The organism is Oceanobacillus sp. AG (assembly GCF_009746545.1).
GTDB lineage: Bacteria > Bacillota > Bacilli > Bacillales > Amphibacillaceae > Oceanobacillus > Oceanobacillus indicireducens.
Window position 1 is genome coordinate 18443 of record NZ_WOWT01000035.1, and the last position, 24316, is coordinate 42758.

General features: G+C 38.0%; 21 protein-coding genes and 1 riboswitch. Of the genes, 17 read left to right on the plus strand and 4 right to left on the minus strand.

Features of this window, described 5'->3' with window-relative positions:
• Positions 1-298 precede the first annotated feature (298 nt).
• On the minus strand, positions 299-643 hold the full coding sequence (locus GN217_RS16110) for a YxlC family protein (RefSeq protein ID WP_156857677.1): 345 nt from the start codon (positions 641-643) through the stop codon (positions 299-301).
• Positions 630-1160, minus strand: coding sequence for an RNA polymerase sigma factor SigY (gene sigY / locus GN217_RS16115; protein WP_156857678.1), 531 nt, complete (start codon positions 1158-1160; stop codon positions 630-632). Before sigY ends, GN217_RS16110 begins: the two co-directional genes overlap by 14 nt.
• 304 nt (positions 1161-1464) lie before the next feature.
• Between sigY and GN217_RS19495 the strand changes: the two genes are divergently transcribed.
• The 4 genes from GN217_RS19495 to GN217_RS16130 all read left to right on the plus strand — a co-directional run bounded on the left by GN217_RS19495 (position 1465) and on the right by GN217_RS16130 (position 5473).
• Positions 1465-1623 carry a DUF6431 domain-containing protein gene (locus GN217_RS19495; RefSeq protein ID WP_370459812.1) on the plus strand — a complete coding sequence of 53 codons (159 nt, stop codon included), beginning with the start codon at positions 1465-1467 and terminating at the stop codon, positions 1621-1623.
• Positions 1624-1789: 166 nt separating this feature from the next.
• Positions 1790-2335: a sigma-70 family RNA polymerase sigma factor gene (locus GN217_RS16120; protein ID WP_156857679.1), complete on the plus strand. Its 546-nt coding sequence runs from the start codon at positions 1790-1792 to the stop codon at positions 2333-2335.
• Entirely contained in the window at positions 2328-3110 is a 783-nt protein-coding gene (locus GN217_RS16125; protein WP_370459814.1) for an ABC transporter ATP-binding protein, read from the plus strand. Before GN217_RS16120 ends, GN217_RS16125 begins: the two co-directional genes overlap by 8 nt.
• A complete protein-coding gene (locus tag GN217_RS16130; RefSeq protein ID WP_156857681.1) occupies positions 3110-5473 on the plus strand; it encodes an ABC transporter permease in 2364 nt (787 codons plus the stop codon). The genes GN217_RS16125 and GN217_RS16130 overlap by 1 nt, the downstream gene beginning before the upstream one ends.
• Positions 5474-5690: 217 nt before the next feature.
• Here GN217_RS16130 and GN217_RS18775 read toward each other — a convergent pair whose 3' ends face one another.
• Positions 5691-5837 (minus strand): hypothetical protein, encoded by a 147-nt coding sequence (locus GN217_RS18775; RefSeq protein ID WP_188856443.1) that lies wholly within the window; start codon positions 5835-5837, stop codon positions 5691-5693.
• Positions 5838-6054: 217 nt separating this feature from the next.
• On the opposite strand from GN217_RS18775, the gene GN217_RS16135 reads away from it, so the two are divergent.
• The 13 genes from GN217_RS16135 (at position 6055) to GN217_RS16190 (ending at position 22563) form a co-directional block, all read left to right on the plus strand.
• Positions 6055-6672 carry a hypothetical protein gene (locus tag GN217_RS16135; RefSeq protein ID WP_156857682.1) on the plus strand — a complete coding sequence of 206 codons (618 nt, stop codon included), beginning with the start codon at positions 6055-6057 and terminating at the stop codon, positions 6670-6672.
• Between the two features lie 609 nt (positions 6673-7281).
• Entirely contained in the window at positions 7282-9342 is a 2061-nt protein-coding gene (locus GN217_RS16140) for a catalase (protein ID WP_156857683.1), read from the plus strand.
• Between the two features lie 288 nt (positions 9343-9630).
• A complete protein-coding gene (locus tag GN217_RS16145; protein ID WP_156857684.1) occupies positions 9631-10482 on the plus strand; it encodes a DUF72 domain-containing protein in 852 nt (283 codons plus the stop codon).
• Positions 10483-10630: 148 nt separating this feature from the next.
• A complete protein-coding gene (locus tag GN217_RS16150) occupies positions 10631-12151 on the plus strand; it encodes a spore germination protein (RefSeq protein WP_232334472.1) in 1521 nt (506 codons plus the stop codon).
• A 78-nt stretch (positions 12152-12229) separates the two neighbouring features.
• Positions 12230-13339, plus strand: coding sequence for a GerAB/ArcD/ProY family transporter (locus GN217_RS16155; RefSeq protein WP_156857685.1), 1110 nt, complete (start codon positions 12230-12232; stop codon positions 13337-13339).
• Positions 13329-14504: a Ger(x)C family spore germination protein gene (locus tag GN217_RS16160; RefSeq protein ID WP_188856439.1), complete on the plus strand. Its 1176-nt coding sequence runs from the start codon at positions 13329-13331 to the stop codon at positions 14502-14504. Before GN217_RS16155 ends, GN217_RS16160 begins: the two co-directional genes overlap by 11 nt.
• 5 nt (positions 14505-14509) lie before the next feature.
• A complete protein-coding gene (locus tag GN217_RS18780; RefSeq protein WP_188856438.1) occupies positions 14510-14674 on the plus strand; it encodes a hypothetical protein in 165 nt (54 codons plus the stop codon).
• A 47-nt stretch (positions 14675-14721) separates the two neighbouring features.
• The gene (locus tag GN217_RS16165; protein WP_198042697.1) at positions 14722-16128 is read left to right on the plus strand and encodes an FMN-binding glutamate synthase family protein; all 1407 of its coding nucleotides are present in this window, start codon (positions 14722-14724) and stop codon (positions 16126-16128) included.
• A gap of 337 nt (positions 16129-16465) precedes the next feature.
• Positions 16466-17941 (plus strand): alkaline phosphatase family protein, encoded by a 1476-nt coding sequence (locus GN217_RS16170; protein ID WP_156857687.1) that lies wholly within the window; start codon positions 16466-16468, stop codon positions 17939-17941.
• Positions 17942-18039: 98 nt separating this feature from the next.
• Positions 18040-18744 carry a DUF421 domain-containing protein gene (locus GN217_RS16175; protein WP_156857688.1) on the plus strand — a complete coding sequence of 235 codons (705 nt, stop codon included), beginning with the start codon at positions 18040-18042 and terminating at the stop codon, positions 18742-18744.
• 149 nt (positions 18745-18893) lie between these two features.
• A complete protein-coding gene (locus GN217_RS16180; RefSeq protein WP_156857689.1) occupies positions 18894-20363 on the plus strand; it encodes an ABC transporter permease in 1470 nt (489 codons plus the stop codon).
• 15 nt (positions 20364-20378) lie between these two features.
• Entirely contained in the window at positions 20379-21050 is a 672-nt protein-coding gene (locus GN217_RS16185; protein WP_198042698.1) for an ABC transporter ATP-binding protein, read from the plus strand.
• Positions 21043-22563, plus strand: coding sequence for a PASTA domain-containing protein (locus GN217_RS16190; RefSeq protein ID WP_156857691.1), 1521 nt, complete (start codon positions 21043-21045; stop codon positions 22561-22563). Before GN217_RS16185 ends, GN217_RS16190 begins: the two co-directional genes overlap by 8 nt.
• Positions 22564-22803: 240 nt before the next feature.
• Here GN217_RS16190 and GN217_RS16195 read toward each other — a convergent pair whose 3' ends face one another.
• Positions 22804-23853, minus strand: coding sequence for a homocysteine S-methyltransferase family protein (locus GN217_RS16195; protein ID WP_156857692.1), 1050 nt, complete (start codon positions 23851-23853; stop codon positions 22804-22806).
• 87 nt (positions 23854-23940) lie between these two features.
• A riboswitch (SAM riboswitch) is annotated at positions 23941-24042 on the minus strand.
• Positions 24043-24316: the final 274 nt, after the last annotated feature.

A 24316-nucleotide genomic window follows, 5' to 3' on the forward strand; every position in this document is an offset into this window, starting at 1 on the left:
CTTCCAATTGTTTATTTACCCTTAATACGATTACGTTCGTCTAATCGTTCATTCATGAAAAAATAAATAAAAAAATCTCAGGAATTTGATCCTGAGAACTTTCTTTTAAATATTTTTCTTGCAAAAATAAAATAGATAATAAGATACATTGGAAATTGAATAAGGCCTAGAAAGCCCCATAGCCAAGCATTGTGTCCCCTTTTCCGCGCATCCCAAAACATCCATGAGCTCTGGCAAATCAGAATGAATACAATCACGACCAATAACCAAAGCGGTGTGCTACTTATTTTGTGTGAGTTCATTCATTACTGACCTTCTTTCTATTTTTGTTAAGGGCTAAGGGCAATAGGATAATCCCTACAAGCTGAAAATAAAGATAAAGAATTGGCTGATGATAAACGACAGCAATTACAACCGTAAGCACAAATACTGCAACAGAAATAAACGTGAGTAGATCTTTCCATTGTTTTTTTCGTATTCTTTTTTTCTCTAATTCAATATTCTGCTGAAACCACTGTAAGTCTGGAGTAGATACTGGATTCCATTGATCCAGTTCTTCTAAACCATCCATTAATTGCTTAACCGTTAATTCATCTTCATCTTCCAACATAGAATAATTATTTTTAGAATCATACTTCTTCAAGTTCAGCCAACTCCTTTCGTACACTTTTTAGGCCATTTGAAACTCGGGATTTTACTGTTCCTTCTGCAATACCCATCATTTTTCCAATTTCCTCATATGAATATCCGTAATAATGCTTTAACACGATTGGCATACGTATTTCTTCATTAATCTGGGCAAGTACATCAAGTACATCTGTCCATTCTTCGTTCATATTGGCTGCATTCCATTTCATTTTTCGGAGAGCTTGTTCCTGCTCTAGCCAGTTTTTCTCCCGATGCTTTCTACGTTGTTGATCGATGAAAAGGTTCGTTGCTATTGTGATAAGCCATGAGGAAAACTTGGATTCACCATTATACAGTCGGATTTTTTCAATACACTTCATCATCGTCTCTTGTGTTAAATCTTCTGCGATTTGTGGGTGAAGAGTAACTTTCATTAAATACTTTACGAGGAACGTATAATTCTGTTGTAGCAGTTTCGAAAGCGCTAATGTATCTCCTTTTTTCGCCTTTCGAATTAAATCCTTTTCATCCATGAAATCTACTCCATACAATAATAATCTATATGTAATACGACTAACTGGGAGAAATCGTTCATTTTCAAAATAAAGAAGCACAACAAAAACGTTTAGCCACCTAAATGAATTTCATAATTCTTACCGCTTGTCTCCCAACGTTTTTGAAAGATGAAAAAAGAAGCACCTCCCCAAATCTTGTATAATGGTAATATCTACAAAACCATAAAAAGACTGAAGGAGTGCCTCTTATAACCAATTATACGACAACCTAGCATGTTTGGCATCCAAGAATTATACGAACCTGGAGTTTTTTGTTAGGGATATGGAAAGCAATCATTGTCCTTGTTGTGAAGGCCGGCGGAGAGAGTGGTATAAAAATTCAGGTGTCAAAGTGAAACTGATTATACGTCGCCTTCAATGTGAACAATATCATAAAATTCATCACATATTACCAAATGTTTTAGTTCCTTATAAGCGGTAGGGGGCGGAAAGTATTCGTAGACAAAACACCAACCCTCTCTCCATTTTAAAGAGGATTGGTGTTTTTCTTATACTTCTTCGTAAAGATAATTGTTATTGTGCAACAAAATGGCGATTTTGAATCGTTTCGCCATACTCGTGTGTCTAATAGATAGAGAGGTGAAAAAATGCAACGGGTTAAACTAGCTCAGCAGGGAAATGAAGCGGCTTTTCTATCATTACTAAATAAAGAACAAGATAAAATTTACCGAATGATCTTTGCATACGTGCAAAATGAAACGGATGCAATTGAAGTCTTTCAACAAGTAACTATTCGTGCCTTTGAAGGGATCGCACAATTAAGGGAACCCTTGTATTTTTCTACGTGGCTGATGCGGATTGCGATTAACCAAAGTATTACATATGTGAAAAAAAGAGATAGAGAGCGGGCGGTTGCACCGGAAACCTTGCATTTAATAGAAGCAGATTATAAACCGATTGAAGAACAACTTGATTTATGGCAAGCATTACAGTCTTTACCGAATCACTATAAAACTGCTTTGTTATTACGGTTTTATCATGATTATACAGTGCCACAGATAGCTGAAGTGGTTGAACTTCCGGTTGGAACTGTAAAAACACATATTCGTCGCGGTTTACAGATGCTACGACAACAATTGAAGGGAGTGTATAATGATGAGTGGGCAAAATCCGTTGAAGAAACTGATGAATAATATTCCTGTACCACAGCAAAAACTGAAAGAAGTTTTACGTGTAGAGGGACTAAATAAGGTATTTGATAGGTCATCGCACCGTATCCAGGCATTACGGGAAGTTGATCTTACATTGTACGAGGGTGAAATGGTAGCGATAATGGGAACGAGCGGATCGGGTAAAAGTACACTCCTTAATATGTTAAGTGCTATTGATGCTCCAACAAGTGGGAAAATGTTTGTTTTTGGTGAACATGCAAATATTCACCAAGAACCACAAGCAACGATTTATCGGCGTGACCATATTGGCTTTGTATTTCAGTCTTTTGAGCTTTTAGAAGATCTTGATGTGATGGATAATATAGCAATGCCACTGATCTTAAAAGGATTAACGCATTATGAAATTGAGTTGCGTGTCGAGGAAGCACTTGACCAGGTCGGTATGAAAAAATGGCGCAAACATTTGCCTACAGAGTTATCAGGCGGACAGCAACAACGTGTTGCAATTGCACGCGCTTTGGTCGCAAAACCATCGATATTACTAGCAGATGAACCTACAGGATCACTTGATTTTAATACAACGAATGATATTTTAAATTTACTCGTGCAATTAAATAAAGACCTTCAACAAACAATGGTTATCGTCACCCATGATGCATACGTTGCGACATATGCAGATCGAGTCTTATTCTTCCATGATGGACAAATTATTGATGTTTATACAAATGAAAAAGATGAAAACGACTTAGATAAGATCTTGGAAAAATTTAAATATGTAGCTCGAGGTGAACGATAATGTTTAATTTACGCACCATCGCCTTAAAGCTTTTTCGTGCAGGAAAGACACAAGCAATAACGAGTATAATCACCGTGGCAATTGCGATAGCACTTGTGGTGATGATGTGTACCTATGGTTTTAGTGCCAAAGAAAAACTGGATGAAGATATCTATGAGCTATACGGTGATAGTAATATTGAGTTTGGCTACGAACTAGAAGATGAGAGATATATAGATAAAAAACAGCTTACACAGGTAGCGAATTTATCTGGTGTTATGGCGGTTGCACCAATATTGTTAAATCCGGAAGTTACGGTAGAAGGTATATCTATTAATATGCTTGGCGTGAATAACGATGAACTTACGAAAAGTCGTTTGCATTTTACGGATAATATTGAGCAAAATGAGATCATTGTAAGTGAACGTTTATTACATTCTTTGGAAAAGTCGATTGGGGATCAATTGGAAGTTGGACATCAAACTTTTATGATTGCAGATACTTTACCAATCCATGAATTTAATACAGCTTATATTACAAATGCTGATATGAAATCACTATTTCCCTATATGCAGGAAGGAAAGTTTGTATTGGTACAGACAATTCCTGAACTAGAGGAAACAGTAGGAACACAAATTGCTAAAATGGATGAATATTTACGTGTGGATTTATTGAATGAATCGGAAGCTATGCAAAAGAATATTGAAGGTCTGCTTGTTTTTATCGTTGTCTTATCCCTATTTGTATTAATCATTACGGGCACGTTACTCTTATCAAATTTTCGTATCATTTTTACTAAGCTGCAAAAGCAATTAATGCGTTTACGGGCAATAGGGGCGACAATGACACAAGTTGCGCTGATAGTACTAACCCAACTAACTACGATTATTATAATAGGTGTATTAGCTGGCACATTGCTCGGTGTTGGGATGATGAAATTTGGACTTCATCGAATCATTCGGTCATTGGCATTGCCCCCTGTACAAACAACAATACCTGTTATTACGGTTATCGTAATTGCATTAGTGAGTCTTGTCGTACTACAGCTGTTTGTGATGTGGCAAGTTTGGAAGAGCACCAATGTGTTACCAATGCAAATGAAACAATTAGAAAAACAGGTTGTTTGGACGAGGAAAAAAGGATGGGTTAGTAGTGGGGTTGCAGTCATTGCCATCTTTTTATTGTTAATCGGAATGAGAGAAAATGCTCCCGTTCAAAGCTTCATTGGTTCCGCTATGATGACCGTGTTATTTATATATGTCTTGCCGTATGTATTTAAATGGTGTATGCAACATTCTCTGCCATATTTGCGAGGGATATTTGGCAAAAACTTTTATATAGCATTGCAGCGGCTGCTCCCTCAAGTACGTAAAAATATGTCGGCGATATTAACAATTATAAGCGTGATGGTCATTTTGGTGTTTAGCACTGCTACGATGAAAAGTGTAGCTGTGTCAAGCGAGCAATATATTGACAATAAATTTGAAACTGAGGTTCACGGAACGTATGATTTATCTGATATAACAGGAGAACAGACGCTTGAATTATTAGCTGATATTAGGAATTTAGAAGGTGTGCGTGATGTGTATGCCAGCAGTGGAATTGCAAGCCTTGGTATCCAATTGCCTAATGAAATGATTGATGCGGATGTACAGGCAACAAACCTTGCTTATCGAGATCAGCAATATCCTGTCACAGGTGCAGTTGTCAAGGAAAGTTTTGCAAAAGAGCATCATATTGAAGTGGGAGATGTACTTCCAATAATTGACTACTATAATAATCAAAACTATGAGCCACTCCTTGTTAGCGCGATTTCTGACGAATCAACACTATTTCAATATAGCGATATTGTCGTTGACTGGTCCGAAGAGATAGCAAATGTTTTATATATGCATGAAGTTTTTGTTGATGCGGATGACGTGGAAGTTTTGCAGCCTATTATGAGTAAATTACCTGCAATGCATTTCATAACAAAAACAGCGGAACTTGAGGAAGAATACAAGATGTTTCAACAACGCTACGTCTTAGTTATCGGCACATTAATTGTTTTAATTATAGGTGCATCGTTTGGTGTTTTACAGACATTAACGAATGACATCTTAAGCCAACAATCAAGTTATCGGATTACACGTTTATTAGGCTTAACACAAAACGGGATGATGTCAGTTATTGTTTGGCAGGCATTGATTTTTGTTTGTTATGGGATAGTATTCGGGTTGACTTTCGGTATATTCTTTACGAAACTGCTTTGGCATGTAATTGATCCAGCATCTAGTACTCTAGTAGATGGTACGGCGGTTTTATATACAGTTGCTATCATATTTGTACTAACGCTTATCTGCTTTACATTACAGGGATACCAGATGAGCAGGCGGCAACTTTAAAACACAGGAGACACTTGACTATGTATCTCCTCGTAATGTGTGAGAAATAGCCTAACTATTTCATGTGGAGTTAGTTACGTTGTTAACAAGGGTTGACGAATAAGCCACATTGATTTTTGCATGTTTTTACGTTAAAATGGATATAGATAGTAAAAGAGAGAAGCAGTAACTTCTCTCTTTGCAGCCTCGCCGTACAGGCGGTGGTTGTAACAAAAGATTATTTATTACTTCGAGAACCACCCGGCTTCCTACGGCAACGGGTGGTTTTCTCTTCGTTTAAAAAAGTTTTCTGAAATACATACGCACTAATCGCGCGAATGATCCCTTTTAACACTTCTTTTAAAAACTCCAAGAAAGTATCCATGATTATCACCTCCTTCCCCTTTTTAAGGAAAAGGAAAACGTGACAACCATCCACCCATATCACTTTGACTGCACCTATATATTACCATTATTTAAAAAGCAAAACAAGAACGCATATTCGTATGTGTAGTGGGGAATTATTTATGAGATAATTACTTTGCAAAGACTAGGATTATGGTAAGATATCATAAATGAAATCTGTAGGGGTGGTGAATAAAATGAACCAAATCAAAAATGAAGTTAAACAAGTTGCGGAAAAACGGTTAGGGCTCGTCATTGGTGTTCATATGTTGTCCTTATTAGCTGCAGCTGCTTTTCCTGAAGGCCGTTTCCTTTTTTGGCTCCCTATTTTACTTGCTGTAGAAGGTCTTATTGTTTTTCATTTATTACGATTGTGGAAAAGATATAAATATCAATCAAAGCATTATTATACGATTAATATGTATTGGTTTTTAATAGGGTTAAATATTTTTGCTTCGTTGCCAATATTGCGATTGTGTTACGGAACACCTTACTTTTGGCTCATTTTACCATTAATGATTATCGTCTTCCTTTATGCTCACTTCATTAGAGAAAAGATTTTAGTTCTTTTTGTAAGTCCAAGTAAAGTAAAAACGTTATATCGATTGCCTGTATTGATGCGTATTTTTGTAGTTGTATCCATTTTCATGCTGATCTTCCTTCAAATGAAATCATTTCATCCTAATTTTGGGTTAAGTATCTTCGTTTATTTTGTCAGTGTGGGACTGTTATATATAGCTACGCCTTTTTCTATTCCGGTAGATCAAATTGAACAGGTAAAGAAAGAGAATGGTTTTGTAGAGTATAGCTCGTAAAATTCGGAAAGTGATGAAAAGACCGAAGTCTGGTAAGAAACGCAAAAAAAAGAAAACATCAATGCATCTATTGATCGTGTTCATATATAGATAGCGAGGACATTGAATCTATAAAGTAGTGACGACGGTTACTCCACTAGAGCGGCGAATGAAGATCTAAGTTAAACAGTTGTTATTTCAACAACTGTTTAACTTAGATCTATCTTAGAGTAGGGTGCTACTAAATAAATTAAATCATCTGCCCATCCTCTAACAGTATTCCACCTTCCGCGTTAAAACTACGATAGGCTAAGCACACCTATGCTTTTTCTGAAACATCCATTTATGTAATGATCCTCTTCCACATCATTACCAGTTACTAATTGCAATATTTGTGCAATTTATTTTATATATATTCCTCAGGCATCATTTTCATCTCCTTATCCTTATCCTTATCCTTTTCCCATTCTGAAACACAAATTGAACAATCCATAAATCGTGAGATATAGATGAAGATTTCACTTCATACAGTATAATTGGGAAATTAAAAATACAATAGAATAATATTTAAGACACTAGGAGAATATACTGTAAGTGATGTTAAATGATTAATATAGGATGGGTGATTCCATGAGCGACAAACAATCAAGAGACCAGAAAGCTATGGGTAAAAATATTAAACAAGAGCAATTGGATCAATACCGTATATCAAACGCTGGCAAACCAATGACGACAATGCAGGGGAAAAAAAGATCTCAAGATACGGATCAATTAAAGGCTGGTATACGTGGTCCTTCACTTCGCCAAGATTATGAGTTCTTCGAAAAGATGTCACATTTTAACCATGAAGAGATACCAGAGAGAGTAGTCCATGCAAGAGGTTATAGTGCACATGGGGAGTTTGAATGTTATCAGTCCATGCAACACGTAACGAGAGCAAAGTTTCTCGGAGAAGCTGGAAAAAAGACACCACTAACTATCCGTTTTTCTACTGTACAGGGACCTAAAGGTTCCTATGATACAGCTAGAGATTTACGTTGCCAGGGAGTTAAGCTTTATACAGAAGAAGGAAATCTTGATTTAACAACGATAGCAATGCCTGTATTAATTAATCAGGATGCAATGAAGTTCCCCGATGCGATGCATGCGTACCAAGCAAAGCAAGATGATGATATACCAACGGCAACCGGTGCACACGATCATTTTTGGGATTATGTAGCCAATAATCCAGAATCTCTTCATATGGTGACATGGATTATGTCTGACCGTGGCATTATAAGAAGCTATCGAATGATGGAGTCGTGGTCCATTAACACGTATCTATTTGTTAATGATAAAGGGAAGGCAACCTTTATGAGATATGTTTGGAAGCCTATTCTTGGTGTTCACTCCCTTCTTCAGGATGAGGCAATCAAACTTGGGGGAATTGACCCTGACTTTCACCGCAAAGATTTGAGAGAAGCGATTGACAATGGTTTCTATCCTGAATACGAATTAGGTGTCCAGTTAATCCCATTAGAAGATGAATTCAAATATGATTTTGATGTTCTGGATCCTGCTAAGTTCTGGCCAGAAGAGCTTGTGCCTGTACAAATCATTGGTAAGATGACTTTAAATCGAAACATACAGAATTACTTTACAGAATCTGAACAAGCCGCATTTAATCCCGCAAATGTTGTCCCAGGCATAGACTTTTCCAATGACCCGGTCTTACAAGGAAGGTTAATGGCGTACCGAGATACACAACAACATCGACTTGGAAGTGCAAACTACGACGAACTGCCAATTAACCGATCGATCTGTCCATTTCATAACAATACAAGACGAGGCTATATGAGACAACGAATTGATGTGGATCAGGTAGACTATCATCAAAATTCACTAGCACATAATACACCTTATACGGTACCGCCAGAAGAAGGTGGATATGAATCATATCCCAAAAAGGTGGATGGACACGTAATACGTGCCAGAAGTGATTCGTTCAAGGATTACTTTTCGCAAGTGAGAATATTTTGGAATAGCTTAACACCTGTCGAAAAGCATCATACAATTGATGGATTTAGCTATCAACTTGGAAAAGTAAAAAGCAAATCGGTTCGTCAGCAAAACGTAGACCTATTGGTTAATGTAGATATAGAATTGGCTACAATTGTTGCTGATAATATTGGTGTCAGTCATCCGCGCGGCTCCCATGTTAACGTATCGACAAGTTACGCTTCACTTAGTCAGGAAAGTACCCCTAAATATGCCTCGACACTAAAAGTTGGTGTAGTAATTGCTAATGGTTTTAACGGGCAAGAGGTAATGAATGTCCTTAATAGCTTGCAAGAAAATGGGGTGTTTTTTGATATTATAAGTGATAAACTTGGTACAGTTTCCGGAAACGATGGAACAAAAATTGAGGTAAATATGACCTTTGTAACGTCCAGTCCTTACTTATACGATACTATTTATATTGTTGGTGGGGATACTGGAAACCAAGCTAAATTCGCGCAGCACGTTACAGACTATCTACACCATGCATATCGACATTATAAACCAATAGGTATTGCTACTACTGGAGAGTCCTATTTTCAACCATCAAAAAATAACAATTTGGCTGGTGTCGTCTTTGCTACAAACAATCCTAATTTCGAAGCTGAATTTGTGAATGCAATTGCTCAGCAACGTTTTTGGAATAGAGTATAGTAAATATAAAGTTTGATTTATTGGAGTACAGGTGAAAAAATATGAAATTGTATCGAAGGAAGTGTCCCTTCTCCATATCGAATTGCACAGGTGAATAAATAAGGTGGTATCTTGTATTTGATGAAACTTGAGAAAAATTCCTCACTTACTGTTAAAGTACTTGAGGGATTTTTTTATGGTTTTTTGGTAGAAAAATAAATGTCATCAACCCCTTTGGACGATTTCTTAAATGCCGGTGCATTAGTATATATTATTTTTCTTATGCTATGATAGGTAAGGAGGGATTACATGATATACATAGGTGTAACCGGGTGGAGAGACCACCATTCCTTGTACCAACCACATTTGAAGTCAAAAGATAAATTAGGGGAATATGGCAGTCATTTTCCAATAGTAGAAGTGGATGCATCTTTTTACGCCGTCCAGCCTGTCCGCAATACTACGAAATGGGTTAACGAAACGCCGGAAATGTTCCGTTTTGTTGTGAAGGCTTATCAAGGCATGACAGGGCATCAGCGAAGTAATTCTCCCTTTGATTCGAAAACGGAGATGTTTCAAGCATTTAAAGATTCCTTAGTACCTTTTCAAGAAGCGAATAAATTAGCGATGGTCTTATTTCAATTTCCGCCCTGGTTTGATTGCAGGACAGAGAATGTCACTTATTTACGGTATTGTAAGCAGATGATGGGAGATATTCCGATTGCCTTAGAATTTAGACATCAATCTTGGTTCAGTGAAGCCTATCGTGACAGCACCCTTGATTTTATGAAACAGGAAGGCTGGATTCATACGATTGTTGATGAGCCGCAAGCGGGGGACGGTTCGGTACCCATTGTACCTGTAGCGACACATCCTGAAATGACGTTAATCCGGATGCATGGCAGGAATGTCTATGGATGGGTTAGACCGAAAAATGCGGATACGAATTGGCGGGAAGTCCGTTATTTATATAAATATAATGAAAAAGAATTACTGGAATGGAAAGAGCGCGTCTTAAAACTGGCAACATCCTCAGAAAATATTTATGTCTTGTTCAATAATAATTCTGGCGGGGATGCGGCTGTGAACGCAAAACAATTTCATGCGATGTTGGGGATCGACTATGAAGGGCTTGCTCCCAGACAACTTGGCTTATTTTAACTTAAATAATGATTACAATTTGATGGGGGGATTTTTCATTCCCCTCTTTTTGTTATTGTATAAAACACTAGGAATTGGGAAAAAGAAAGGGGAAGCTATTTCACCTAAATGAGGGGATCAAATGGTAAGACGCTCGATATTCAATCGAATGAAAACGAGAAAAAAAATGAAGCAAAGCCAAGCACAACAAGAAGAATTCAATACTTCAATTACTAAAAATCTGGATGACAATTTAAAGTCAATCAAAAAAATGCTTGGAGATCCGACTGATTTAGTCATGCGCGAATTAATTATTGGCGGTTTAGAAAAAAGAGCTGCCATTATTTACATTAGTGGAATTACAGATGAAGATCTTATCAATAACAATATTTTAAAAGTGATCCAAGAAAATCTCAAGCAGTTTGAAACGGGTATCCTAGACAAAATACATAGTGAAGTTGTTGCAGTTACGGATACAGATAAATCCAATAATTTAGATGATGTTTCCCTTGCCATTTTAAATGGGCACACTGCTTTCTACTTAGAAGGTTATGAAGAAGTACTACTTATGGGGACTACTGGCGGGGAAAGCCGCTCGATTGAAGAACCAGAGTCTGAGACGTTAGTGCGCGGACCAAGGGAGGGATTTGTTGAAAGTATTTTTACAAATATGGCATTAATCCGCAGAGATATTAGAGATCCCAATTTACGCTTTAAGAAACACAATGTTGGTAAGCGTTCTAAACAAATGGTGGTTGTCTGTTATGTAGAAGGGATCACAAATCCGGATTTAGTAAATGAAATAAATCGTAGGCTGGCAACGATGGACATTGATTATATTTCAGATTCATCCTTTGTCGAGCAATGGATTGAAGATAGCATCTACTCTCCCTTTCCGCAAATTCTTGATACCGAAAGACCTGATTCGGTTTCCGCAAGCTTAATACAGGGGAAAGTAGGAATTATTGTTGACGGCACACCATTCGCACTTATTGCTCCCATGTCACTTAGCGATGGTCTAGCGTCACCGGAAGATTATACCCAGCGCTGGATGTCTGCAAGTCTATTAAGGATATTGCGTTTTCTAGCAGCTTTTATCGCAGTGTTTTTACCCGGGCTTTATGTTGCCTTTGTATCGTTTCACCCTGGGATGATCCCGAGTACACTGGCATATTCCATAGCAGCTTCTAGAGAAGGCGTTCCATTTCCCGCCGCAATCGAAGCGATTCTAATGGCAATCACTTTTGAGATTTTACACGAAGCGGGGGTAAGGCTCCCTAAAGTAATTGGTCAAACGATTGGAATTGTAGGTGGTTTAGTTATTGGAGAAGCGGCAGTTAGTGCTGGCATTGTCAGTCCAATTATGGTAATTGTAACAGCACTTACAGCGATTGCAGCGTTTAGTATCCCCACTTATAGTATGAGTATCGCACTTCGGACGTTTCGTTTTATCGTTATTATTGCAAGTGGCGCTTTAGGGTTATACGGGGTTATTCTTGTTTATATTATGATGAACATCCATATTGTAAATTTAAAAAGTATTGGAATGCCTTATTCTACTCCCTTTGGGCCTTTGTTTTTGAAAGATTTAAAGGACGCTGTCATTCGTGCGCCATTTACGAAATTAACTCGTCGACCAAAACATTTGGAACCAGTAGATGATGTTTCTAAAGATACTTCTATTAAATAAAGGGCAAAAACAATGTCATATCAAAATAAAATATTTGAAAATAAGTAGAAGCCCTCTACAAAGGAGAAACATTCATTCATGTCACCTTTTAAATATGCAGATGAAAGAATTCAATCACAAGATATTATGATCGCCATACCTTCCGTAGCTATAGCAGTTAGTATTTTAGACCTTCCGGGAATACTGGCAAAGTCGGTGAGATTTGCCGATGGATGGATAGCTATTATTATTGCAGGAATACTGGCCGTTAGCTTGACATGGTTTGTAGCAAAAATAGTCTCCAAATTTCCCAATCAATCATTCCTGTCCTATTCATCCTCCCTTTTGTCTAAACCCGTTGCTTATCTATTGACACTATTGTTTGCGATACAAGGAATGATGATTGCTGCTTATGAAGTTTCGTCGATTAGTATTATCTCTAAACAATATTTATTTGATACGACGCCAGTTGAAGTTATTGGACTCTCCTTCTTGCTTATTGTTGTTTATTCTGTTTCTGGTAGTCGAGTCGGATTATTTCGCTTAAATGCGATGTTTTTACCGCTGATTTTTCTCGTTACAGGGCTGTTAATCATTTTTGCAATCGGATTTATGAAGTTAGATAATGTCTTACCTGTATTCACTACCGGAATAAATGGATATGTAAAAGGTACAATCGATAGTGCCCTTGCATATGTAGGAATAGGGATTTTATTTTTTTATATCCCTTTAGTAAAAGACATAAATAAAGTACCGGGTCGAGCGGCATTTGGCATGTCTTGGGTGGTGCTTTTATATCTGCTTATCTATTTAGTTTGTATCGCTGTGTTCGGACAAGCCACAACTGAGGTCATTCGTCTTCCTTTAATCGAATTGGCAAAATCGATCAAAATACCAGGAGGCTTTTTTGAAAGAATGGAATCGCTATTTTTTGTCATTTGGATTACGGCAATCTTCACAACTGCAATGATGACATATGATGTCGCTGTAATGGCACTGCAATCCATTTTGCCAAAGCTTAAAAAGCATACGATTGTATTTGGGCTATCACCTCTTATTTATTTCATCTCGACGCTTCCTAATAACTTTTTGGAAAATGTCAAATTTAAAGAGTATCTGGCTTATACAACCTCTATTCTCCATGTATTTGTCGTGATTCCGCTTTGGATCATGTATGGGATTAAAGGAGGCAAAAATCGTGGACAATAAAATGCTTCCTATCATGCCACTTCTTATTTTCTTCTTAGTCACTCTTTCAGGATGTTGGGATGAGGTGCAAATAGAAGAAAGAGCATTTTTATCTGCAGTTGCAATTGACTTGGCTGAAGATGATGGTGGAAAGGCAATCCTTGAATTAACCGAGCAAATTATAGTTCCTGCAGGTTTAGGTACAATTACAGAGCCCGGGGGAGGAAAAGCATATCGAAATATAAGCAGAACAGGAGAAGGAATATTCGAGACAAATCGGGATATTTCAAGACAGGAAAATCGAAAAATGGATGTCGAACATTTAGATTTAGTTATTATATCTAAAGAGTTAGCTGAGCAAGAAGATATGCTTGCAAATGTTTTAGACGTTTTTGTCAGGCAGGAGTACATGCGAAGGGGTATCTTCATTGTTGTAGCTGATAACAAAGCAAAAACTCTTCTAAATGTTGAGCCGGAACATGTCAAGATTCCGGCAGAGTATATAACCGAAATAATGGAGAATGCTGAATCTGTGGCAACGATGAAACCGATCCAGATTGGAGACGTTCAAGAAAAGCTATTAATCAATCGAAGCTTTACGGTACCACTCCTTACTGAGGTGGCAGACAACTCTATATATTACCAAGGTATAGCGGTAATTGCTGAAAAGCCAAATAAACTGGTTGATACACTAACGGGAGCAGATGCAAAAGGGCGACAATTTATTACTGGCGGTGCCCAGGATGGTAGTGTTACTACTGAAGTCGAGGGTGAACAGGCCACATTTGAAATTACGGGGAGTAGCAGTGATTATAAGCTGTTGAATCGTGATAAAAATGCATTGGAATTTCAAGTAGATATTTCATTAACAGCAGCGATTAGAGAATACTTTGGTACGGTAGATTTCTATAAAGAAGAAAATTTAAAGATATTTGAACAAGCGTTTGAAAAGGAGGTGAAAAAATTATCGGAAATAGCTGTCCGAAAAATGAAGGATGAACTACAAGTTGATGTGCTGGATTTCGATAAATATCTTAGGATTCATCATAATAAACTATGGAATGAAATAAAACAAGATTGGGATCATGGGGAAAATTATTTTTCCGAAAGTAAAATTACCATTAATGTAAAGGGAACGATTACACAACCAGGTACTTCAGTTCGCGTAAACTCGAGAGGGGATTAGTAGAAATGTGGAGCATGATCACCGAAAGGATACCATCCCTATTAGGGGTGTTTTGTACTGTTTTAGCATACCTCATCCCGCTTTCCATTTATAAAGTAAATCAGAAATTACATGAAGATGCTGATCCTCCTTGGAAGAAGGAAGAGGAAAAGCAATCTTCTCCTAATTAGCCGTTCGTTTATTGATTGTCATTAAAAAAGGTAGTGAACTGGTAATGATGTTACAAATAATAACACTTATATTGGTTACGATAGTCCTTGCCATCCTTTTATTTCTCATTTTCGGAAGACGCTGGATTTTTAAAGCAATCGTAAAAAAAATTGGAAACATAATATTTACGGATAGCTATCAAGAAAATTTGATCGAATTAATTCCAGGACTTGCACATGTTGGCTTACAGAATATGTTGGAAAATAATCTGCGAGCAGATTCAGGTGAAGTTCTACACCGTCCAATCGGTGGTTCTAGGTCTTGGCCGCATTTGTCTAGTCTAACATTCATCCCTGCCCAAATTACCACGTTTCCTACAGATAGCGATGATGAAGTTGATGTAAAAATTACGATCGGTCCCAAGGCAAAAAAACCTTTAAATGCTGAAATCCCATTATTGATTAGTGGAATGGCTTATGGGCTGGCACTAAGTGAGCATGTACGGATGGCCCTTGCGAAGGCAGCTAAAGAGGTTAATACTGCAATTAACACCGGTGAAGGAGTGGTGTTACCCGAAGAATTAAAGTTGGGCGGCAAGCTAATCTTGCAGTTTTCCAAAACAGCTTGGGCGAAAGAACAGAAGCTTTATAAACAAGTAGATATGATTGAGATTAAACTTGGCCAAGGTGCTAAGATGGGCATGGGAGCGAAAATTCAACCGGAGAATTTGACAGGGAGAGCGAGGAAGCTGATGGGCCTTAAGGAAGGAGAAGTTGCTCAAATTTATGAGCATTTTTTTGACGATCAAACGATTGATGACCTTAAGGATTTAGTAAAGGAACTACGGAAAGTTTCTGGCGGTGTTCCAATTGGGGTAAAGATTGCTGCTGGCGGGAGATTGGAAGAAGATATTGAAGCTTCACTTCACCTCGGAATAGACTTTATTTCAATTGATGGCGGCCAAGGCTCAACCCATGGTGGTGCTCCGATTTTATCTGACAGCTTCGGAATACCTACGCTCCACGCAGTTGTTCGTGCTGTTAATCATCTGGAAAGGCTCGGAAAGAAAGATTCCGTAAGTTTAATTGTTTCAGGCGGGTTATTTACACCAAGTGAGTTTCTAAAAGTGCTTGCTTTAGGGGCGGATGCTGTCTATATAGGATCAGCATTGTTATTTGCTGTCACCCATAATCAATCACTAAAGGCAGTTCCTTTTGAACCACCAACTGAAGTTGCTTTTCATGAAGGGAAATTCGCCAACCAATTTAACATTGACGATGGTGCTCAAGCAGCGGCAAATTATTTAACATCAAGTGTAGAAGAAATCAAGGAAGGTATCCGTGCAATGGGCAAACATTCTTTGAAAGAAATTTCGAGACAAGATCTCGTATCCTTTGATGAAACAACAGCAAAATTTGTTGGGGTTCCATTTTCATTTGTTCCTTGGTCGGATATGAAAAATGAAGAAGGGTAGTGAATATAAGATTTATGATTTTTGTGCTCTGATTACCGTTCCTTGCCCGGTGGACGGATACTTTCCCAATTAAGTAAGATAATCATGCGTATGGGAAAATAGGAATCGTTTGTTTTCTTATTAGAGCAAGGTGAGCGCCCTAAAAGGCTAATAGTTCCCTATTGTTTTCCCATTAAAGTAAGAAGAGCATGCTAACGGGAAAACAAAACCTCATTATTCACTAAGATACGCAGGAACAATGGGATAATTTTATCCGCAAAAGGATACAATATTTTCTAGGGAGTAGTAACTCCTAATTTTATTTTCCGCAAACAAACGTGATGAGGATGAATGGGATATGAAAGCAGCTCGATCTTTACGAAAACCAGTTATTTTATTAAATATCGATTCGTTGATGAGTGGGCCATTGGAGGTAGCTGCCCAAACAGGGCGCGCTCCCGCTTTGCAGTTTTTAATGGAAAACGGTAATTACATATCCAATATGGTAACCTCGTTTCCAACGATGTCTGTAACCATAGACAGTAGCCTTTTGACAGGTACATATGCGGATAAACATCATATACCGGGGTTGAACTGGTTCGATGATTCGGAAAAGCAGTTCATTAATTACGGTACGGGCTTTCGGGAAACATTTCGGATGGGAATGCGAAAATCTGTTCATAATATGCTGTATCGCTTGAACCATGATCATTTGGGTGATGAAGTCACCACCATTTATGAAGAATTGGCTGCGCTGGGAATTCCCTCGGCTTCTATTAATTCTTTTGTCTATCGTGGAAATACCCCTAAACGTTTGCGTGTGCCACGGCTGCTTAGCACATTGACTTATTTTGAAGATGGCAAGTGGACAGCTGAAGGTCCTTCTATCTTCTCGTTGGGGACTTTTTCAAAATTAAGGTCATGGAGTTTTCCAACCCAGATAGCTGCAGGAAATCGTAAATATACAGCAAGGGAACTGCGGTATTTAATTCGTAAAAACAAACTACCTTTGTTTACTTTCTGTATTTTTCAGGATATGGACGCCCGTATTCATTTTAAAGGTCCGCTGGATATAAAGGGCATTACGAAAATAGATAAAGAAATACAAAAAACATTGAATTTATATTCAAGTTGGGAAGAAGCGCTTAATCAGAATGTATGGCTGATTATTGGGGATAACGGTCATGCTGCAACAGGTACCAAACATCGAGATGTTGTTATTGACTTACGTAAACTGCTGAAAAGTTACCGTATAGCGCGAATTGAACGTCCAGTACATAAAAAAGATCAGCTAGCTTTTAGTGTGAATCAGCGTATGGCTTATATTTATGTGCTGAATGAGAATCTTTCATTGGCTCCCATTATCGAAAGGTTAAAAAAGGATCACCGTATCGATATCATTGCTTGGAAGAACGACGATGGGATTTCCGTAAACATTGAATCGGGAATGAGAAAAGGTTCCTTGCGATATAGCCGGGATGGGGAGTATAGAGATGTATATAATCAAACATGGAACGTGCACGGAAATCATGAGCTTCTTCAATTGACGTTGTCGAATGATAAAGTATTGTCCTATGGAGATTATCCGGATGCGTTAGCACGTTTATACGGTGCCTTGCACTCTCATAAGGGAAGATTTATTGTGGTAAATGCGAAACCGGGCTGTGAATTTAAAGCTCAATCTACACCAGCTCATCTTTCAGGTGCAGCACATGGTTCCTTACACAGACAAGAATCGCTGGTACCATTGGTAATTGCAGGTACAAACGAAAAACCTGTCTTTCCGCGCTTTGTGGATATGAAGGAGTTTGTGTTCCGGTTAATTGTTCAATAAATTAGATAATTGGTTTCAAAACAGCCTTCCCCATGTAAATATTGGGAATAAGGCTTACAAGTAACAAATGAAAACTTAAGTCTGAGGGCGTGAATGATTTGGAGTTTTTTGGTGAACAAGAGTCTCTTAATTTTATACAATGGGTCCTAAGAGCAATTGTTGCGTTTTTCTTTCTGTTAATCGTGGCTAAAATAATGGGTCAACGATCCATATCCCAGTTAAGATTAATTGATTTTATGATGGCTTTATTAATTGGGAATATTATTGCACACCCTTTATCTGATGAGCAACTAGGGTTAAAAGGTTCGATGATCACGATATCAGTATTAGTAATACTGTATACGGTGGGTGTATATTTAAGTTTAAAATGGAGAGCGCTGCGGAAGTTCCTTGAACCAACTCCAATTCCGCTTATTAAAAACGGACAAATTATTTATAAAGGTTTATTAAAAGCAAGAATCTCACTCGATGTTTTATTATCAGAATTAAGAAAGCAAAAAATAGATGATATTGATAAAGTTTCTCTTGCATTATGGGAACCAGGCGGCAGTTTATCCGTGTTTTTATTTTCGCAGTATAACACAGTTACTCCAACGGACATGCGAATTGCTGTTAAACCATTATTTTTCCCCATGCCAATTGTTAAAGAAGGACAGATTGATGTTGAAACACTTAATCAATTTGGAAAAGATGAAATCTGGTTGAAGAAAAAAATTCATTCAATGTTTGCAGTTGATTTAAAGGAAATTCTATTAGCAACGATCGACAGTAACGATGAGGTGAAAATTTTTACATACAAATAATATAGTGAAAGAAACAAAACTCCTAAAGATTAGAGCAATCTCTCTTTGAGGAGTTTTTTTAAGATAAATGAAAAATGTTGTTGGATAATAGGTAATAGTTCTATATACTAGATACATAAGTTTAAAAATATGAAGTGAGGGGGTTTGTAATGAATTTTATTAAACGGGGATTTTTAGGTATTACTAGAAACAAAGGGAAATCATTAATTTTATTGGCTGTTATCTTTATATTGGGAAATTTAATATCGGGGGCAATTTCCATCCAGCAAGCAACTAGTAATGTGGAGTCGAATATCAAAGAGAGACTTGGCGCTGCTGCGACGGTTGAGATTGATTATGAAGAGCTCGATGCTCTCAGTGAAGCGGAATTGATGGAAACGGAAATTGAAGACATTGATATCGATTTGATAAAACAAATTGGTGAGCTCTCCTATGTGAAATATTATGATTATAATATGTCCACCTCTCTAGGGTCAGAGAGTATTGAGAGTTATCAGGGTGAAGATATGGAAGATTTAGTTCAATTTGGCCCGAGTATGGACTTTATGATGAAAGGAATTAACTATGCTCCTGTTCTTGATTTTGAAGAAGAGAAGGCGAAATTAGTTGATGGACGCGTCTTTAACGAGGAAGAAGTGGAAAACGGTACTTCTGTCGCCATTATTTCGCAAAAATTAGCAGAATTAAATAATCTGCATGTGGGCGATACCTTTACGTTATCCAATATGGTCTTTACTTATGATGATGAGACCGGTGAAGAGGAAATAGTTACTTCCCGTGATGTAGTATTGGAAGTAATCGGCTTATTTGAATCTCAAACACTGAAGGAAGATGCAGGGGAAGATTCAGAAGATGGAATGTTCGATTTCATGGATATGGATTACCAAAATACAATCTACGTCCCAAATGAGATTGTCCGTAGTGAAACCGAATATTATTGGGAAGAGCTATTGAAGTCAGATGAAGAATTTGCGGAGATGATGGAGGCGGAAGGGGAAGATAGTTCCTTTGAATATTACACTCCAATGTTCGTCTTAAATAATCCGGAAGATAGTGAAGCATTTGAAGAAGAGGTCACTCCATTATTGCCGAAGCTTTATACAGTAGTCAGTGCTACGGATCAGTATGATAGTATTGCCGGTCCGGTAGAGTCGATGTCGAAACTAGCAAAATATGTACTAGCGGCTGCAGTCATTGCAACGGTACTGATTATTGGTTTAGTAGTTCTACTATTCTTGAGAGACCGGAAACGTGAACTAGGAATCTATTTATCTTTAGGGGAACGACGGGGGCGCGTTGTCGGGCAAATACTGATCGAAGTAATGGTTGTTGCTTTAATTGGGATTACGCTATCCCTATTCAGCGGTAACTTCATAGCCGGACAGGTATCCGATACGATGATGAAAGCTGATCATAATACATCTCAAGATGAAATGATGTATTTTAGTGAAATCCAGACGAATTTAACAACAGAAGATGTCTTGGATTCATATGAGGTAAGCCTTAATTCAAGCTATATTCTTATCTTCTATGGAATTGGACTGTTAACGATTTTAATTTCAACGGTTATTCCGCTTGTTTATATTTTACGGTTGAATCCAAAGAAAATACTGATGTAATGGAGGGGTGAAATGATGATATTAGAAGCGAAAGATTTAAATTATTATTATCAAGATGGTGACAAGCGTCGTTATATATTGAAAGACACATCTGTTTCTTTTGAAAAGGGGAAGTTCTACACGATTTTAGGGCAATCCGGTTCAGGGAAAACGACTCTTTTATCCCTACTCAGTGCTTTGGATTCACCGCATGGCGGGACCGTTTTGTTTAATGATGAAGATATTAAGAAAATAGGCTATGAAAAGTATCGCCGTAATAATGTCGGTATTATTTTTCAAAGCTATAATTTAATCCCGACCTTCACTGCGGTGGAAAATGTGTTGATTCCGATGTCAATTACAGAAAATGACATTCCGGAAGATGTAAAAACAGTTGCATATAATTTACTGGATTATATCGGGATTGTACAAAGTAAAGCCGATCGTCCGGTTAACAAGCTTTCCGGGGGAGAGCAGCAACGTGTGGCGATTGCCCGCGCGCTGGCGACGAACGTAGAGTTGATTCTTGCCGATGAACCGACGGGGAACTTGGATGAAGAGATGGAGCAGGAAATCATTGATATCTTTAAGAAAATGGCACACGAACATGATAAATGTGTCGTTGTCGTAACGCACTCCAATGAAATTGCAGTGCAATCGGATCAGGCTTACTTGCTAAGGAAAGGTGTACTATCTTCTTATGAGTGATTTTTTATCAAAATTTAATAAAGATAAGTATCAAGACATGTTGAATGAGCAAGAGGAAGATAAGGATAAAGATAAACAAGTAAAAGAGGAGCAAGATAAGCAAACAGAGAATCAAGAAGAAACAGAGTTGCCGGAAAAACGAGAAAACCAGGAAAACCAAGAAAACCAAGCGCCTGCTTCGGAAATAGAAGATAACAAATCTGAACTTGAGACCGAGCCTCCGCGGGCGCCTTCCCCTACACGGAACAGCCGACAGCGGGATGCCGAAGAAGAAGTGGAAATTGATCTGGACTACCGAAGAAAAAAGAGACGTCGGATGTGGCTGATTATTACAGGATCCGTTTTAGCTTGTGGTTTGATTTTCTTCATCTATTATCTGCTTGTCCATGTGAAGGTTGAAGACTTTGTAGGAGAGTCTGTATCCGTGGCCCGGGAATGGGCAGGTGAGAATGATGTCGAAATTGAATTAAACCAAGAGTATAATATGGAATATGATGCCAATCAGGTTTTTGCGCAAAGTGTAGCTGCTGGGGATAAAATCCGGAAAGGGAAGACTCTAGAGTTAACGAGCAGCTTGGGACCAGATCCAGAAGAGGTTATACCGCTCCCAGACTTTTCGGAAATGAGCCAGGAGGAAGCACGGAATTGGATTGACGAAAATAAAGCGGAAAACCTGCAATTGGTTACAGAGTATAGTGATGACCTTGAAGAAGGGGAATATATTAAGACTACGATCCGGGATAGTGGGGTCGATGAGGCGGAATATCAACGTAAACACAGTGCTGCCGTCTATTATTCAAAAGGAAAGGAAGTTTTTGAAAAGAATATTACGGTACCTGACTTTACAGGAAAGCCCAAAGAAGAAGTGGAAAAGTGGGCAGAAACGAATGAAATTGACATGACTTATGAAGAAGCTGACTCTGACAGTATCGAGCCGGAACATATTATTAGTCAAAGTGAAGCTGCAGATGAAAAGGTAGCAAAACGAGATAAGATGAAAGTGAAGGTATCTGTAGGTAAAGCTACGGTCGTTCCAAACTTTTGGGGACTGACTGCGGAGGAAGCAGTTAGCAATTACCCGGATTTAGATGTGACGGTAAAAGAGAGATACAATACAGACATACCTTATGGAAGATTCATTTCCCAATCCGTTGAGGCGGAAACCAAATTAACGGACCAAGATGATAAGGGTGTTACTGTTACGTATTCATTAGGTAAGCCGTATTTAGCTGATTTCCGTGGTCAAATGGAAGGAGATCTGCCACGGTTATTCTTTGATGAATATCAATCAAAAGGCGCTGATATTAAGTATATAGTCAAGTATGTCTATTCTCCAGAAGTAAAGGGGACAGTGGTGAATATGAGTAAATTCAATGAATTCGTACCAATGACGTATACCGTTGAAATCAGTATTAGCAATAATGCCTCCGCACCACCTAATCCGCCAGACTTTTTTGATGATGAACCGGAGGCCCCTGTAGTCGATGAAGATATTGAAGTGGACGAAGAATAAATATAATCATCATGTTTAAAAGCACTACGAAATTTAAAATGAGGAGAGAGCTTACCCTACCCGAAAGAAATGTGCTGGCTGTAGCAAATACATTTCGGTATGGTAAGCTCTTTTTTTATTTAAATCGATTGATTGTTAACTTGTTTCATTTCTTATTATCTTCTGTACAGGGATGTAGAGCAATTTTATGAAGTTTATCAGTGCTAAAGTTGGGTTACTCATTAAAAAACAGTCATCTTATTATGCCTTTGTACGATATTCCGTGTTGTGCTTTTTAAGTGTTTCATCATTACCAAATAAAAAGTGTTTCTCCATGTTCGGGGAGAATTTTGAATTTATTGTTTCAACTCCGACAGCTTCTGCAACTTCTCTTAGCATTGCAGGTGAGGCACCGCAACATAAGCCGATATAATTAATACCAATTTCTTTTGCTTCTTTTGCCCATTCCGCTAATTCGAAACGATTATGGTAAAGCGGATCAAGTGCAGTCGGGAAAGTTGTTTCCGTAGGCAATGTGCAATTGCATCCGGCATCAGGCAAATTAAAGAATGTCGGATTTTCTTCCGTTGTCCGATATGGAAGTGGTAGAGCGCCCACATAGCCATCTACATTTTTTCGGATGTCCACTAAGTATGAATGCATAGTATCAGGTCCGCGGAAGCAGTTCAGACCAACTACTAATGCCCCCTTTTCAGAAAGGATTTTACATGATTCATCTGCCGTATATCCATCTCTTAAAATGTTCTCCGCAAATAAGGCTAACGTAATCACTGCAGGTAAACCTTGTTTTTGAATTTCTTCCAAGGCGATTAATGCTTCTTCATGATAATAAAATGTTTCACCAACAATGTAGTCAACGCCCTCTTCCTTACACCATTTCACCATTTCTGCAAAAATACTTCTCACTTCTTCCTTGGAAGCTGGATTATTTGGATCAAAAATATTTGTATTCGAAATATTTCCCGCAACAAGTGCCTCCTCTGTCGGGTGTTCCTTGGCTACTTCTTTTGCCAACCGAATTGCACTCCGATTTAGCGGCTCTAATAAATCTTCTTTACCAATAATGCGAAGCTTCTCTCGATGACCATTATACGTAAACGCTAAGATCACATCAGATCCAGCATTCATAAAATCTCTATAGGTTTGTTTAAGTGCTTCTGGGTTTTCTAGTGCCACTTCCGGTACAAATGACCCTGCTTGTAAATAACCCCTTCGTTCCAATTCAAACAAATACCCTTCTCCAACAATAACTGTTCCTTCTTTTAACCTTTGTTCTAGAGTACGTTTCATTTCTTCTCCTCCTGTTTTATATGTAATAAAATAATAAAAACCCCTTCTTAATATAAGAAGAGGTTTAAATCGCATTACTAGTTTCTCTTCTTATCTTCAAGCTTAACGCTACTGGAATTGGCACAGTGCTTCAAAAAGTCTGTTGCCGAGGTATCAAAGGGCCAGTCCCTCCACCTCTCTGGATAAGAAAATTACATATTTAATTTTAATAATTTTTACTCTACATAGGTTTCGTATAAATGTCAAGAGAAAATTTAATAATTATTTTAAAATTTGGTTAATGCTATTCGTGTTTTAAACTGACAATATCCGGTTCTAATTTTTCGGGTATTCGTTTTCAATTGTTATTACTCAACTTTCGCAGCCCAAACTAGGCAGGTATACCTTGATATAGTTAGGTAATCCCGCAAACCAATACTGTAGTTGACTTTTGATTAACTTTTTGAATTTCTTGTTCGTTTTA